Origin of the sequence: Parabacteroides sp. AF48-14 (assembly GCF_003477465.1) — a bacterium.
Classification (GTDB): Bacteria; Bacteroidota; Bacteroidia; order Bacteroidales; family Tannerellaceae; genus Parabacteroides; species Parabacteroides acidifaciens.
This window is the reverse complement of sequence record NZ_QUDI01000001.1, coordinates 100,421-115,274: the sequence shown is the minus strand read 5'-3', so window position 1 is coordinate 115,274 and position 14,854 is coordinate 100,421. Positions and strand designations below refer to the sequence as shown.

General features: G+C 48.5%; 12 protein-coding genes and 1 pseudogene. 8 read left to right on the top strand and 5 right to left on the bottom strand.

The genetic code is table 11. The features are described from left to right. Positions 1–134: 134 nt before the first annotated feature. The 7 genes from DW083_RS00500 to DW083_RS00470 all read left to right on the top strand — a co-directional run bounded on the left by DW083_RS00500 (position 135) and on the right by DW083_RS00470 (position 7,534). Entirely contained in the window at positions 135–1,214 is a 1,080-nt protein-coding gene (locus DW083_RS00500; protein WP_122331063.1) for a 6-bladed beta-propeller, read from the top strand. Positions 1,215–1,317: 103 nt separating this feature from the next. Continuing rightward, positions 1,318–1,632, top strand: a complete 315-nt coding sequence (locus tag DW083_RS00495) for a helix-turn-helix transcriptional regulator (RefSeq protein ID WP_115497958.1) — start codon at positions 1,318–1,320, stop codon at positions 1,630–1,632. Further along, positions 1,625–2,950 carry a type II toxin-antitoxin system HipA family toxin gene (locus DW083_RS00490; RefSeq protein ID WP_122331062.1) on the top strand — a complete coding sequence of 442 codons (1,326 nt, stop codon included), beginning with the start codon at positions 1,625–1,627 and terminating at the stop codon, positions 2,948–2,950. The genes DW083_RS00495 and DW083_RS00490 overlap by 8 nt, the downstream gene beginning before the upstream one ends. Before the next feature lies 1 nt (position 2,951). Continuing rightward, positions 2,952–4,157 carry an acyloxyacyl hydrolase gene (locus tag DW083_RS00485; protein WP_122331061.1) on the top strand — a complete coding sequence of 402 codons (1,206 nt, stop codon included), beginning with the start codon at positions 2,952–2,954 and terminating at the stop codon, positions 4,155–4,157. Positions 4,158–4,210: 53 nt separating this feature from the next. Then, positions 4,211–5,533 (top strand): tRNA (N(6)-L-threonylcarbamoyladenosine(37)-C(2))-methylthiotransferase MtaB, encoded by a 1,323-nt coding sequence (gene mtaB / locus DW083_RS00480; RefSeq protein ID WP_122331060.1) that lies wholly within the window; start codon positions 4,211–4,213, stop codon positions 5,531–5,533. 6 nt (positions 5,534–5,539) lie between these two features. Further along, entirely contained in the window at positions 5,540–6,448 is a 909-nt protein-coding gene (locus DW083_RS00475) for a lysophospholipid acyltransferase family protein (RefSeq protein ID WP_122331059.1), read from the top strand. 21 nt (positions 6,449–6,469) lie between these two features. Further along, positions 6,470–7,534: a glycosyltransferase family 2 protein gene (locus tag DW083_RS00470; RefSeq protein ID WP_122331151.1), complete on the top strand. Its 1,065-nt coding sequence runs from the start codon at positions 6,470–6,472 to the stop codon at positions 7,532–7,534. A 240-nt stretch (positions 7,535–7,774) separates the two neighbouring features. Here the strand turns inward: DW083_RS00470 and DW083_RS00465 are convergent, their stop codons facing one another. The 4 genes and pseudogenes from DW083_RS00465 to folB all read right to left on the bottom strand — a co-directional run bounded on the left by DW083_RS00465 (position 7,775) and on the right by folB (position 11,565). Next, positions 7,775–8,419, bottom strand: a complete 645-nt coding sequence (locus DW083_RS00465) for a MarC family protein (protein WP_115497880.1) — start codon at positions 8,417–8,419, stop codon at positions 7,775–7,777. Positions 8,420–8,447: 28 nt separating this feature from the next. Further along, positions 8,448–9,692, bottom strand: a complete 1,245-nt coding sequence (locus DW083_RS00460) for a PNGase F N-terminal domain-containing protein (RefSeq protein WP_122331058.1) — start codon at positions 9,690–9,692, stop codon at positions 8,448–8,450. A 6-nt stretch (positions 9,693–9,698) separates the two neighbouring features. Continuing rightward, positions 9,699–10,756, bottom strand: a pseudogene (locus DW083_RS00455) ([Fe-Fe] hydrogenase large subunit C-terminal domain-containing protein). A gap of 446 nt (positions 10,757–11,202) precedes the next feature. Next, positions 11,203–11,565 carry a dihydroneopterin aldolase gene (gene folB, locus DW083_RS00450; RefSeq protein ID WP_122331057.1) on the bottom strand — a complete coding sequence of 121 codons (363 nt, stop codon included), beginning with the start codon at positions 11,563–11,565 and terminating at the stop codon, positions 11,203–11,205. A gap of 92 nt (positions 11,566–11,657) precedes the next feature. Here folB and DW083_RS00445 point away from each other — a divergent pair, with 92 nt between their 5' ends. Continuing rightward, entirely contained in the window at positions 11,658–12,044 is a 387-nt protein-coding gene (locus DW083_RS00445; RefSeq protein ID WP_122331056.1) for a polymer-forming cytoskeletal protein, read from the top strand. Between the two features lie 13 nt (positions 12,045–12,057). Here DW083_RS00445 and DW083_RS00440 read toward each other — a convergent pair whose 3' ends face one another. Beyond that, on the bottom strand, positions 12,058–14,742 hold the full coding sequence (locus DW083_RS00440; RefSeq protein ID WP_122331055.1) for a 4-alpha-glucanotransferase: 2,685 nt from the start codon (positions 14,740–14,742) through the stop codon (positions 12,058–12,060). Between the last annotated feature and the right edge of the window lie 112 nt (positions 14,743–14,854).

The following is a 14,854-nucleotide window of genomic DNA, read 5'->3' as shown; positions in this document are numbered from 1 at the left end:
GGACGATCGTTCACCGCCAAGCGGACGATCGTTCACCGGGCGGCGGACAACTAATGAATAGCAGAGAAAGAGTTAACGGATAAGGTAGAAAATCATAATTTATACTTATCTTTCGGCTATCAAATAACGAGTATATGAATAAATGGATCATACTTCTATGCGGAGCACTGGCGGGTTGCCAGATTTCGCCTAAGGAGGAAGCAGACGGCAACGCCTGCCAAACGATTAACCTGGCTACTGTTTTAGACCGGGAACCGACCGGGATAAAGCTGGACGAATGGGCGAAAAGCGTCCGCTTCATCCCGCTGGAAACGACCGACTCCGTGCTGCTGAATGCCTATATTCCGCAGTTGGTTTACTTCCAGGACAAATTAGTAATCTATAATAATGAGAAGATATACCTTTTCAACCCGGAAGGGAAATTCATCCGGATGATCGGGAGCAGAGGCGAAGGGCCGGAAGAGTTTCTTGCCGCCGGCAATCTGAGTGTCGACGAAGAGGGTATCCACATCGAAGACTATTGCAAATGGATCAAGACGTACGGCTGGGACGGCAAATGGAAACGGACAACAAGTGTTCCTGCCAATATCAACATCCAGGAAGTCCTTCCGCTACCCGACGGACGGAACATCGGATATGTCCAGAATATATCCGGAAAGGAGCCGACGCGCATGTACCTGTTCCGCGATTCGACCGTGCTGGATTCGATACCTTACGCCCGGAGCTTCGAGCCGGGAGAGATCAAGATGGTGTTCTATAGTGAATGCAAAGCCTTTTCCACTCCGTCCGGCGATTACGTGAAAGAGATGTTCAACGATACGATCTACCGCATCACAAAAGAGAATACGCTTGCTGCCCGCTGGGTGGTGGACGCCGGACAATACAAAATGCCGGAAGGCGGCCGTTACCAACTGCAAGCCCCGCGCAACAGCCTGTTCCAGGAAAAGAAGGCGGCCCACATCAGCGTTGTCGGCAACAGCAACGGGCTTTTATATCTGACAGCCAACCTGAACGGCAAGTCCTATCTGGTCTGCTACGACGAGAAGGACGGGAAAACGGAAAGCGTCAAACTGCCATATCCCGAACATTCGTTCGAGTTCAAGGAAGAAAATACGTTCGTTCCCCGCTTCGTTTCGGAAGACAGCCGCTACCTGATCGGCTATGAGGCGCAGGAGAATGATGAGAATCCGGTTATCATCTTGGCGGAACGATAAGAGGATGTCATAAGCTATACATTTATATAGTTTACAGGGAACAGAAGCGTTTAATCCTTGTTTTTATATATATTATTCATTACCTTCGCAGAAAAGAATGAATATGTGGACAGAGATGAGCAATCCCGCGATACTGCTTAAGATTGGAAGCCGTATCAGAGAGACAAGGATCAGGCAGGATAAAACACAAGCAGAACTTGCCTTGGCTTCCGGCGTAACACCGCTTACGGTTGCTAATATAGAGAAAGGGAAGTCTGTCAGTACGCTTATACTGATAAGCGTACTAAGGGAATTAGGTTTGTTGGAGAATCTGGAGAATCTTGTTCCCGAGGCCAAAATAAGCCCGCTGCAATTAAAGAAAATACAAGGCAAAAAACGCTCGCGTGTACGCCGGCTAAAATCAAACGACAATGAATGAATTGATAGTAGACGTAACACTGTGGGGAAAAAGCGTCGGTTCCCTTTACTGGGAGAAAGAGGCCGGAGCTGCCGTCTTCGATTATGAAAGAAAGTTCCTCCGTTCCGGATTGGATATTTCTCCGATAGTCATGCCTTTAGACAGGTATAGCGGCGAGCCTTACCAGTTCTTAAGCAACCGGAATAATTGTTTCAAAGGCCTGCCCGGCCTGTTCGCCGATTCCCTGCCGGATGCCTTCGGTAATCAAATCATCGACGAATGGTTTGCAAGCCGGGGGTTGTCAGGCGAAGAAATCACTCCGTTAGACCGTTTATGTTATGTAGGTAAAAGAGCGATGGGAGCACTCGAGTTCGAACCGAGTCAGGAGATCGAAGGTTTCGGCGAGTCATCGATCATCCACGTGCAAGAACTGACCAATCTTGCCAAGGCTGTTTTTACAGATCGCGAGAACTTCCGTACCCGGCTCAACCAGTCTGATAAAAAGATTTTGGATATGCTCAAGGTCGGAACCTCTGCCGGCGGTGCAAAACCTAAAGCTATCATCGCCTACAATAACGCTACCGGAGAAGTTCGTTCCGGCCAGGTACAGGCACCGGAAGGTTTCGGCTATTGGCTGCTGAAGTTTGATGGCGGCACATACTCCGAACATTCGGAAATAACAGATAACCCGCAAGGCATAGGAAATATAGAATATGCCTATTATCTGATGGCCAAGGATTGCGGCATCGAGATGACGGAATGCAGGCTTCTACCGGAAGGAGATTCACATCACTTTATGACCAAACGGTTCGACCGTACCGAAACTGGCGAGAAGATACACGTACAGACATTAGCCGGTATTGCTCATTATGACCGCGACCAACGGCACTCATACGAAGAAGCGTTCAGAGTCATGCGTGCGATGAGACTGAGTTATCCGCAACAGGAACAATTGTACCGGAGAATGGTATTCAACGTCATGTCGCGCAACCACGACGATCATACGAAAAACTATTCCTTCCTGATGGATAAAGACGGCAGCTGGAGCTTGGCGCCGGCTTACGATTTATGCTACTCATACACGCCAGGCGGCAAATGGACCAACCGACATCAGCTCTCACTCAATGGTAAACAAGACAACTTCACTTACGAAGACCTTGTTGCCGTTGCCGGGAATATGGGGATAAGAAACGGTAAATATATCATCGAACAAATCAGGGAAACAGTCTCCCATTGGAAAGATTACGCAAAAGAAGGAGGCGTAAAAGAAAGGCACAGTCAAATTATCAACGACAACCTTCTATGTTATCATCTTGGCGGAACGATAAACAAATTGTAGCATGAATCTGAAAGTATTATTCATCATAACAGGACTATGTGTATTAGGATGCACCCGCATATGTGCACAAAGAGCAGGGACAACCGATTCCCTGTCGCGCCATCCGCTCATTCATGAGATCGGCGTTGATTTCCGTCCCGTTTACCTTATTCCCACCAATGAGTTTTTTTCAGGCAAGAACGCGACGTGGGAGCCCTTGCGCAAATCCGTGTCGGCACACCTGAAATACTCGTTCCGGTTTCATCCGGAATCAAAGACAGGGAAATTATATCCGTACACGTATCAGGGGATCGGCGTTTCGTATCACTCATTCTTTGACAAGGCTGAAATCGGGACTCCGGTGTCGGTATATGCTTTCCAGGGTTCGCGCATAGCCCGGCTCGCTCCCCGGCTGTCGCTGGATTACGAATGGAACTTCGGCGCCTCTTTCGGGTGGGAGAAGTACGATCCGATAACCAATTCCTACAATTATGTAGTAGGATCGAAGATCAATGCCTATATCAATTTGGGCCTCTTGCTGAACTGGCGATTAGCGGCAGGATGGCGGCTGACAGCGGGCGTCGACCTGACCCATTTCTCCAACGGTAACACCCAGTATCCCAATGCAGGCGTCAATACCGTCGGAGGCAGGATCGGATTGGTGCACACGTTCGGAGAAAGTGACGGGACGGCAATGCCCGACAGGCCGGCCGCACTGCGTACCACGCCGCACATCAGCTATGACATCGTCTTATACGGCGCATCGAAACGGAAAGGGGTCATCAAACCCGATGATTCTTACCTGGCACCCGGTTCGTTCGGCGTATTCGGGTTCAATTTCAATCCCATGTACAACTTCCACAAATACTTCCGCGCCGGGGCATCGCTCGACGTGCAATATGACGAAAGTGCCAACATCAAGGAATACGAGGCCGACTATAACGGCCAGTCGGAACACCGGTTTTACCGCCCGCCATTCAAGGAACAACTGGCAATCGGATTATCCGCACGTGGGGAACTGGTCATGCCGATCTTCACGATCAATTTAGGCATAGGCTACAACGTGTATCACAAATGCTCCGATACACAAGGCATGTACCAGATCATGGCGCTGAAGACATCCATCACCCGCGACCTGTTCCTGCACGTGGGATACCAGTTGAGCAAGTTCAAAGATCCCAACAACCTGATGTTAGGGATCGGTTACCGGTTCCACAATAAACGATAAGAATATACTATGTCCAAACATTTTCGCTAAATTTGCGCGATAATTAAAAGACAATGATTGACAAGACTGTTTTTGAGAATAAGATTGCCGCATACTATACGTTAGGATGCAAGCTCAACTTCGCCGAAACATCGACCATAGGAAAAGTACTTGCCGAACAAGGGGTACGCAAAGCGCGTGCGGGTGAGAAAGCGGATATCTGCGTTGTCAACACCTGCTCTGTGACGGAGCTGGCAGACAAGAAATGCCGCCAGGCGATCCGGCGTATCGGCAAACAGCATCCGGGAGCCTTCGTCGTGGTAACCGGCTGTTACGCCCAGCTGAAGCCGGAAGAGGTTTCGCACATCGAAGGGGTCGACCTCGTGTTGGGAGCCGAACAGAAGTTGGACATACTGATGTATTTAGACGACCTGAAAAAGAAAGAAGAGGGAGGCGCCGTCATTGCTTCCCAAACAAAAGATATACGCACCTTCTCACCTTCCTGCTCAGCGGACGACCGCACGCGCCATTTCCTGAAAGTGCAGGACGGATGCGACTATTTCTGCTCCTACTGCACCATCCCGTTCGCACGCGGACGAAGCCGCAACGGGACGATCGACAGTATGGTGAAACAAGCCGAAGAGGTGGCAGCCAAAGGAGGAAAAGAGATTGTGCTGACGGGTGTCAACATCGGTGATTTCGGAAAAAGCACGGGCGAGACGTTTATCGACCTGATCCGTGCGCTCGACGAGGTGGAAGGCATCGTGCGCTACCGCATCTCTTCCATCGAACCGAACCTGATCACCGACGAAGCAATCGACTTCGTGGCAGGCAGCAAGCGTTTCGCGCCTCATTTCCATATTCCCCTGCAAAGCGGGAGCGACGAGGTGTTGAAGCTGATGCGCCGCCGCTACGACACGGAGCTGTTCCGGCATAAGATAGAAAAGATCAAGGAAGTGATGCCGCATGCCTTTATCGGGGTGGATGTGATTGTCGGGACACGTGGCGAGACGGATGCCTGTTTCGAGGAAGCCCGCACCTTTATCGACAGCCTCGACATCAGCCAGCTGCATGTGTTCAGCTATTCGGAACGTCCGGGGACGCAGGCGCTCAAGATCGACCACGTTGTCGATCCGAAGACCAAGCATGCCCGCAGCCAACAACTGTTAGACATATCCGACCGCAAGCTCCATGCTTTCTATGAGGCTCATATCGGCCGGGAGGCAAACGTCCTGTTCGAACAGACCCGCAAAGGCGGCATGATGCACGGTTTCACCGAGAACTATATCAAGGCGGAGATTCCTTACGACAATTCCCTGGTCAACGAAACGCGCCGGGTGATATTGGAAGGCTGGAATGAGGACGGAACGGCTTTAGTTGTAAAGATAATAGAATAATATATTATGTGGAGTAAAATACAATATGCGCTTATCTATAGTTGGGTAAAGGTTCACGCCATCCTGCCGATGTGGGCGTTGTATATATTATCGGACATTCTCTATGTCGTGATCTACAAGATCGGGCGATACCGGGTAAGAGTCGTCCGCCGGAACATGAAAGCCTCTTTCCCTGAGAAATCGGATGCAGAGCTTCGCCGGTTGGAAAAAGCTTTCTACCACCATTTCGCCGATTATGTCGTCGAGACGCTCAAACTGGCGCATATCTCCCTCGAAGAGCTGCAACGCCGGGCTTTCCTGAAGAATCCCGAATTGGTAGACCGGCTGATGGAGAAAGGACACACCTGCTTCATTCTGCTGATGGGACATTACGGCAATTGGGAATGGTTCTCCGGTTCCACCTCCCGCTTCAAGGACTCGCGTATCTACCAGATATACCGTCCGCTCAACAACAAGGCATTCGACCGGCTGTTCATCAAGTTGCGTACCCAGTTCGGTTCATACGGGATCAAAAAACAAGACTCCGTACGCGACGTGATCCAGTTGAAGAGAGATAAGATACGCAGTGTCGTGATCTTCATTGCCGACCAGACACCGAGCCGGAACAACCTGCATTACTGGACAACCTTCCTCAACCAGGAATCCTCCATCCTGACAGGCCCCGAACGCTTGGCACGCAAACTCGACCTGCCCGTCATCTTCCTTGACACCAAGCAAGTCAAACGCGGCTACTACACCGTAGACATGAAACTGGTGACCGAGACTCCCAAAGAGACTCCCGAAAACTGGATCACCGAACAATATGCCCGTCTGATGGAACAATGCATCCTGCGTAATCCGGCAGGCTGGCTTTGGACGCATAAGAGGTGGAAATACAAGCGAGTGGAAAGTGAAGAGTTGAAAGTTAAAAGTTAATGAAAAGCAAAGATGGATATCATGGAAACGAACAATAACTTTCAACTTTCAACTCTCAACTCTCAACTAAAGAAGCGTGTTGCCGTTGTCATCCTGAACTGGAACGGGCGGGAGCTGATGGAGAAGTTTTTGCCTTCTGTCGTAGCTTATACGCCAGGGGAATGGGCGGATGTAATCGTAGCTGACAATGGCTCTACGGATGATTCTGTCGAGATGTTAAAGGCGAAGTTCCCGACGGTAGGCGTCATCCAGCTGGATAAGAACTACGGCTTTGCCGAAGGTTACAACCAGGCGTTGAAACAGATCGGACATGAATATACGGTATTGCTGAACAGCGATGTGGAAGTCACTCCGGGCTGGCTGGACGCACCTGTGGCAGCGATGGATGCCGACCCCGATATCGCTTGCGCACAACCTAAAATACGCGCCGAGCGCAACAAAGAATATTTTGAATATGCCGGAGCTGCCGGAGGTTTCATGGACCGGTATGGCTATCCGTATTGCCGCGGCCGTGTGTTGCACGTCGTTGAAAAAGATTTGGGACAATATGATACTCCCGCCGATCTGCTTTGGGCTACGGGAGCTTGCCTGTTTGTCCGCACTACCGTTTATAAAGAGGCGGGCGGCTTGGATGCCGGTTTCTTTGCGCATCAGGAGGAGATCGATATGTGCTGGCGACTGCGTTCGCGGGGCTATCGCCTGGTCTGCACGCCCGCATCGGTCGTCTATCATGTGGGAGGGGCTACGCTGAATGTGGAAAGCCCGCGCAAGACCTTCCTCAACTTCCGTAACAACCTACTGATGTTATACAAGAACCTGCCGGAAAAAGACCTGAAGCACGTGATGCGCACCCGCTTCTGGCTGGACTACATCGCGGCAGCCAAGTTCCTGCTCTCCGGACATCTTCCGAACGCCCGTGCCGTGTATGAAGCCCGGAAAGCCTTCTATGAATTGAAACCGTCTTACGAACCGGTCCGCCGGGAAAATCTGGCAAAGACGAAGCTCGCCGACATCCCGGAACTGCGAAAAGGAAGCCTGATTGCGGCGTTCTATTTACAGGGGAAAAAGAAGTTTACGGAATTATAAAAGGAGAGAGAAGAATCAATAACGATAAACACCGGTCCGCTATTGCATGTTACGGCTGTATTCTTTCCATGTCACAACTGTCTTCCTTCTATGTTACAGTTGGATTTCTTTTGTTTCACGGCCGTGACATGAATAGCGGGTAGGTATGGAAGGAGCGCACATCCTGCATCGTTCATTCTATCTGCCGGATGGTTCCTTCCTTTACGGCACTATAACCCCATAAAGCACTACAATACCATTTTACAGGTTTGCTTGCTGTAAAATATCGATCATGATCGGTTTGAAACCACTGACAAAGCATTCTACGGCGATCACCATCAGGATCAAACCCATCAGGCGCATCATCACATTATTGCCCGTCTCGCCCATATAGCGGTTCAGGCGGGTGGAAGCACGAAGGATCAGATAAGTGATAAAATAGATCAGCCCGATCGTTCCGATCAAAATGCATTTCTTTGCCAACGTCACGGCATCATCCATCAACATCAAGGCGTTGGCAATCGCACCGGGACCGCACAACATCGGGATCGCAAGAGGCGTGATAGAGATGTCATTCACATACGTCTTCACCTCTTCTTCCTTCAGCTTCGCCTTTGCATAACGTGCCTGAAGCATATCGAAACCAATCGTAAAGATGATAATTCCTCCTGCTATACGGAACCCGTTTGTCGAGATACCGAAGAACTTGAAGAGAAACTGTCCGGAGAAGGTGAAAACCATCAAAGTCAGAAACGACACGATAGTCGCACGACGGACAATGGCACGGCGCTGTTCTTCACTCATGCCATTTGTCATCGTCAGGAAGACAGGCATTGTCCCCAACGGATTCGTCAGGGTAAAGAACGAGGTGAAACATAATAGAAAGAAAGGCAATAGTGAATCCATAGTATAAATGATTTAATGTGTCAATTATTTATTCATCCCAAACCAGGTAAGCTGATACCAACCAATGATTCAGCTTGTTTCCATCTATCCCGGCTGCTTCGGGAATGCTTACCGTAAAGGTATGTTTACCCGGCTGGATATCCATCAGAGCCACTTCTTCAGGCACCACATCCGACCCCGGACACCAATTCGAACGAGACAGGTCAGATGAAGCCAACGGCTCTTCCACCTTCTTCTCCGAATAACCGTCTTTATCGATATACGATGCCAGACGCTCTTTCAGCCAGACTCCCGTTGCCGGATTAAAGCGGCGAAAAGAGGCACAGTCCGAACGCCAGGGGACGAAGTTCAGCACTTCTTTTCCGTCGATAGAGACGATATTCCGTTTCTCCACAAACTCATCTCCTCCGGAATGGCCGCCATGCCCCGTTACAATATATTTCAACCGGACATTACGGGCACCTTCGGGTATATCAAAATCCATCGATACATCCCGGCGGGCAAAGATATCGGGATAGGTCTGCCCTTCATAATAAACCGTATTCATCAACGGCTCTACATGACGGCGGACAAGCGGGTCATATGCCAAGTGGGATTCATCCACATCGATCGTCATACTGGCAATATATCCTTCCGCCGTCCAGGTATCGATAAAGATACCGACATATGCGCCTCCTTCAAGTAAGGGATAAAGATCGGTTATATCCTGTTCCCAGCTCACATTGTCGGCCCAATGGTCAATATAGACCGGCTTGCGGTTATGCGTGAGGCTGTCATCGGGCGCGCTGAAATGCCCCACTCCGAATGGCGTCATGAAGCGCATCAGTTCGACAGTCGGTTTATAATCTTCACCCGGCACGATTCCTATCATGTGTTCCAACTTCGTACTGTCCACTTCCGGGAATTGCTTTTCGCCTTTGGCAATATTCAACAAATTGATACCCGATGCTTTCGGTAACACAAAACAGGAACCGGACTTATCCCAACGGTCACCGTTGGATGCGATCGTCACCCGCAATTTGACCGACACATTGCGCCGGAAGTCGGGTAGTGTTATTTTCTTCAGAATAATACGTCCGTTCACCAGATGATAGACACTGTCCGGTCCCGGTGCATTATAGGCTTCCGGATAGACATCCGGGGCAAAGCGTACAGGTGTATCTTTAAATACATGTACGGTAAAATCTCCTTTCGCCGGTATTTCCCGAGGGCCACATGCCGCCAGCGATAACATCCCGGCCAGCGAAAAGAACAAAACAATCTTTCTTATCATTTGCGTTTAGTATTTAGTAAGCTCCTTGAGCAACTGCTTCTGTCCGGAAGCCCTGTCACCATGAACGCACGGGCCTGTCACACATCCTCCTTCGCAGGCCATCACTTCGATGAACTGTCCCGGAGCCTTGCCTGTCTTGGCGTAAGCACGCAGCAGAGCGACGTTCTTCTTGGTCAGGTTGGCTACTTGTATTGTATTCAGATTAGCCACCTGGTCTTCCTTCAGATATACCTTTACGGCGTTGATTACACCGCCGGTCTGTGCAAATCCATGTGCTTCACGTACGGCATTGAACAGGACCGAAAAGGGTTGTGCCTCTTCTATCTTGATGTCCAGGCCTGTCAACACAGAACCGATTTCCTCGAAGGTAAGAGTAAAGTCCACACATGGTCCATCTTCACCTCTTTGCGCTTCGCCACGCACGGGCCGACAAAGACGATCTTGGCATCAGGATATTTCTCCTTCACGATCCGGGCTGTGTAATACATCGGTGAACCGGTTGACGAAATATACTTTTTCAGGTCCGGGATATGCTTCTCGGCCAGTTGAATATAGGATGGACAACAACTGGTTGTCATAAAAGGTTGGCCTTCTTCCAGTTTTTCTTTCAGTTCCTCGGCTTCGCGGCGAGTCGTTTCCATCGCTCCCTGAGCTACTTCCACCACTTCGAGGAAGCCCAGTGACTTGATCGCACCGTACACTTTCTCTACCGGGGCAGAAAACTGTGCCAAGATAGAAGGGGCTACGATAGCCACCATCGGCTCTTTATTGCGCAGACGTTGCAGGATATCGAATACCTGGGATATTTCGAAGATGGCTCCGAAAGGGCAAGCGTTTACACATTTACCGCAATAGATACATTTGGATTCATCTATATGTTCCACCCCGTACTCATCCTTGCTGATCGCTTTGACCGGACAAACCTCTTCGCAAGGAATCGGGATATAAACAATCGCATGATAGGGACAGTTCTGATGGCATTTGCCGCAACTGATACAAGTGTCGTGGTCAATCTGCGCCTGTCCGTTCTTCCTGAAGCGGATTGCATCTTTCGGACAGTTCATATAGCAACTGCGCGCCACACAACCACGGCAAAGGTTTGTTATCTCATAGTTCACTTGTACACAGGATGAGCAGGCTTCGTCAACCACACACATCAGGTTTTCTTTCTTATTTTCCGAACGGAACAATGCTTGTTTTGCATACTCAGACAAGGGAGTCAGCTCGTCTATTTCATCCTGCATATCAAATCCGAGCAGTGGCAGTGTCTTATATTTCCAGACTGCCCGCTCCTTGTGTACACAGCAACGGCCGATGACTTTCGATTTACGGGGACTTAACTCTATCGGTAGGCGGTCTATCTCTTCAAGCAGACGGTTTTCCTTCCAAAGTTTAACTAACTTCGCCAACAATCCGTGGCGGACTATCATTACGTTGTTGGTAAATGCCATAAGATGAATGTATTATTTGTGCTTTAGGATACAAAGATAGATATATTTATTAAAATAGCCTAACAGTATGTCTCACTAAGAATAATCGATGCACTATAAACATCTCCACCGAAAGGCGGATTCAGTTTGGCAAGCTTCAATTCGATAGCTGTCAACTGTGGAAAATGTCCTTTCAGAGCTTGTAAAATGCGGCCTGCCGCATGTTCAATCAGCTTGGACGGCTTTTCCATCTGCTCCTTGACGACCGCATAGACAGCGGCATAATTAATCGTGTCTTCCAGCTCGTCACTCGTAACGGCTTTATCCAGCGGAGCCGTAAGAATCAGGTTCACGACAAAGTTATTACCAACCTTCCTTTCCTGGGGCATCACACCATGATAAGCGTAGAATTTCATTGCTTCAAGCTCTATCCTTGTTGTCATAATTCGTTATTTTATCTGTAAATGTAAATAAAGTAAACCTTTCTGCAAAAAAATAGTCTTATATTTGCGAAAAGCAACTAACTACATATATGATGGGAATAAAGCAAAAAGAAGAAAACACAAACGGCGGCTTACATAATACCCTTGCTGCCGGCACTACCGTAAAAGGCAATATCATAACGGAAACAGACTTCCGCCTGGATGGAAAAGTCGAAGGAGATATCAATTGTAGTGGTAAAATCGTAATCGGTCCGAAAGGGAGTGTTACCGGAAATATTGTTTCCGCAAATGCTGAAATATTAGGGGAAGTGGATGGTTCCGTCCATGTTAGTGCCAAACTTGTCTTGAAAGCAACCGCCGTCATTAAAGGAGATATATTCACCCAAACCCTGGAAATCGAACCCAATGCCCGCTTCAACGGCGTTTGTAAGATGTCGGGGGAAGGAACTACGAAAGAGGCTGCCAAACCCAAACAATAAAGAAAAGTCGGGCTTATTTGCGGCCCGACTTTTCAATTAGTTCTATTATCTTATTATTCAGACTATCCGCCTGTATCAATCTTTCTAACGGGATATGCATCCTGTAACGCCAATAATGGTTAGGCACGGAAGGCACATTGATACGCTCCGCTTCATAATCTTTCCGTTTAACGGAGTCATCCATTGCAAACCAATCCTGCAAGGGGATAATGGTTAGCATCGAACGGGATTCCAAATGAGAAGCTACAATCTGTGTCGCGATATCCGCTGTACATTCTTCCGGAGCGTCTCCGGCACGTCCCAATACATTATTATAATAACGCTGTATCTTCGCGCGATCTTCCTTCCACCAACTGCGAAGCGGTGACATATCGTGCGTGGAGGTTGTACAAACCGAATGATAAGGCAGGTTGAACATATCCGAGAACTCCCTTTGTGGCGTCTTTGGCATTCGTTCTATTTCAAGACTGAATATCTGCAACTTGTTCATTACATCAGGTACGGATTCGGGAATCATCCCCAGATCCTCCCCGCAGACCAGCATATCCGTACATCCGACCAACGGTGTCAACCGGTTAAAGGCCTGGGCCTTCCAAAAGTCGTTATGACGATGATAAAAGAAATTCCAATATAACTGATCAAAGGCGTATTGATCGGCAGCACTTAACTCGCGATACAGAAAAGACTGGCTGGCAGAAATACGCGGATGGAATTTATCCGGATCACGCGGATCACGCAGGAACAACACTTCATTGGCAATAGCAAACAAGCCATTCTTGATACGAAGGGATGCTTCATCTGTCTTTCCGGCAAACAACGCATCGACTTTACGTTGCGTATCGCAGAAAGGTTTCAGGACAAAATGATGTGACGACGACTGCGCCAGAAAAGAGCCGATGACTTCTTCTGCCAAGTCGCCAAACAGCTCGGGCAAGAATTCCCGGTTGATATGAGGTGTCGTCAGACGAGCTTCATTAAAGTTCAGGCCATACTGTTCTATCTCGCTCGGAGTAAGAGGCAAAGCCGGATTGAAATGTCCGCAAAGCCCCTGTACATAATCCAACGGCACTTCCCAGATACGGAAAAAGCCAAGGATATGATCGATACGGAAACAATCGAAATAGTCTTCCAGTTTATGGAAACGTTTCTTCCACCAGGAGAAATTATCCTTCTCCATCGTATCCCAATTATAGGTCGGAAACATCCAATTCTGACCGTTCACGGAAAAGTCATCGGGAGGAGCACCGGCCTGTCCGTTCATATTGAAATACTTCGGCTCCATCCATGCCTCAACGCTTGTACGGCTCACACCGATAGGCAAATCGCCTTTCAGCACAATCCCGTTCTTACGGGCATAATCGGAAACAGCTTTAAACTGGGTATGCAAGATGTATTGCAGAAAATAAAGGAAAGAGATTTCCGGATAGGCCTTGTTTGTTTCAGAACAAAGCTCGCGGATACTGCTCTTATCATATACGGAATTTTCTTTCCATTGCGTGAAGTCGGAAGTGCAATACTTGTCACGCAGATAGCTGTATGCAGCATAGGGCATCAGCCAGGATGAACTTTGTGCAAAGAACTCCTTATATTCCGGAGAGGACATAACAGCCTGTCCCTCTTGTTCAAAGAATTCCCGGCAATATTCTATCTTATACTTAACAGCCTGTTCATAATCGACAGCTTCCAACGCATTAAGTTCCGCCTGTTTGCGGGCAAAGAAAGCGGCTTTCTCCTGGTCTGCCAGTTTTCCCAAATGGGGCAGGCTAATATACATAGGATGAAGGGCATAAATGGATATTGCACTATAAGGATACGAATCCATACAGGTGTGCGACATTGTCGTATCGTTCATCGGAAGCACCTGGATAATACGCTGATGCGTTTTTTTCACCCAGTCTACCAGCAAATGCAGGTCTCCCAGATCCCCTACCCCGAAACTCTGTTCCGAGCGCAAAGAGAACACCGGTATGACCGAACCGGCACATCGCCACAAAGGCAAGTTATCACGGAAATAAAGACCGGAGATAATAGCAGTCTCCCCAACCTGCTGTGGAGGCAGGTTCAGAATACGGTTCTCATCTTCTTCCCAATATAGGGGCTGCTGATGATCGTCGCAGATCAGGAATTTATATTCCAACGGATAGGTAATCTCATTCGCATCCAGGTCTATATGCCAAACAGGAAAAGTATCGCAACTCAATATTAAAGCCTTGTCCGGATGCCAGTTGCCCAAGCATTCCTGGTTCCCTGTGATAGCCACACGCTGATCTTTTTCGACACGTGGCACGGAGATCTTAATGGTGAGCCGCTTTCCACTCTTCACGACCCGTTCGTGCGTATTACACGGATGGGCAAATAAACTTTTCGTAAAAGCCGATGAATAAAAGGCGAGATTAGCGGGACGGACCTGCCAGTAGTCGTATAGCGTATATTGGTCGGCCGAACCGATAAAAAATACCTGATGGTTCTTTTCCCATTCCTCGAATATCTGCTTATCGCTCAAACTCAGGAAATACCGGTATTCTATATCTTTGACCGGAGTCGTAACCTCCAGCTCCAGCTGCCAGTTTCCTTCCCCCTTATAACTCATTTCTTTTGCCAAAGCCGGTTCCCATGAACCTAACTCCGGGATCGACCCCACAACACATAACTTCTGTCCCCAAACGGTATGGAAGTTGATATTAAAGGTGACTTTCATGTGTACTAAATTTAGTTCCAGACGCGAAGATACAAAAAGAATTATGAATTATGAATTGTGGATTGCAAATTGTATCCCACAACTCATAATTCATAATTCACAACTTAATTAA

Bases quoted from the DNA above. Each gene is read 5' to 3' on its own strand.
- DW083_RS00500 (WP_122331063.1), top strand. From the start codon at position 135: ATGAATAAATGGATCATACTTCTATGCGGAGCACTGGCGGGTTGCCAG.
- DW083_RS00495 (WP_115497958.1), top strand. From the start codon at position 1,318: ATGTGGACAGAGATGAGCAATCCCGCGATACTGCTTAAGATTGGAAGC.
- DW083_RS00490 (WP_122331062.1), top strand. From the start codon at position 1,625: ATGAATGAATTGATAGTAGACGTAACACTGTGGGGAAAAAGCGTCGGT.
- DW083_RS00485 (WP_122331061.1), top strand. From the start codon at position 2,952: ATGAATCTGAAAGTATTATTCATCATAACAGGACTATGTGTATTAGGA.
- mtaB (WP_122331060.1), top strand. From the start codon at position 4,211: ATGATTGACAAGACTGTTTTTGAGAATAAGATTGCCGCATACTATACG.
- DW083_RS00475 (WP_122331059.1), top strand. From the start codon at position 5,540: ATGTGGAGTAAAATACAATATGCGCTTATCTATAGTTGGGTAAAGGTT.
- DW083_RS00470 (WP_122331151.1), top strand. From the start codon at position 6,470: ATGGAAACGAACAATAACTTTCAACTTTCAACTCTCAACTCTCAACTA.
- DW083_RS00465 (WP_115497880.1), bottom strand. From the start codon at position 8,419: ATGGATTCACTATTGCCTTTCTTTCTATTATGTTTCACCTCGTTCTTT.
- DW083_RS00460 (WP_122331058.1), bottom strand. From the start codon at position 9,692: ATGATAAGAAAGATTGTTTTGTTCTTTTCGCTGGCCGGGATGTTATCG.
- folB (WP_122331057.1), bottom strand. From the start codon at position 11,565: ATGACAACAAGGATAGAGCTTGAAGCAATGAAATTCTACGCTTATCAT.
- DW083_RS00445 (WP_122331056.1), top strand. From the start codon at position 11,658: ATGGGAATAAAGCAAAAAGAAGAAAACACAAACGGCGGCTTACATAAT.
- DW083_RS00440 (WP_122331055.1), bottom strand. From the start codon at position 14,742: ATGAAAGTCACCTTTAATATCAACTTCCATACCGTTTGGGGACAGAAG.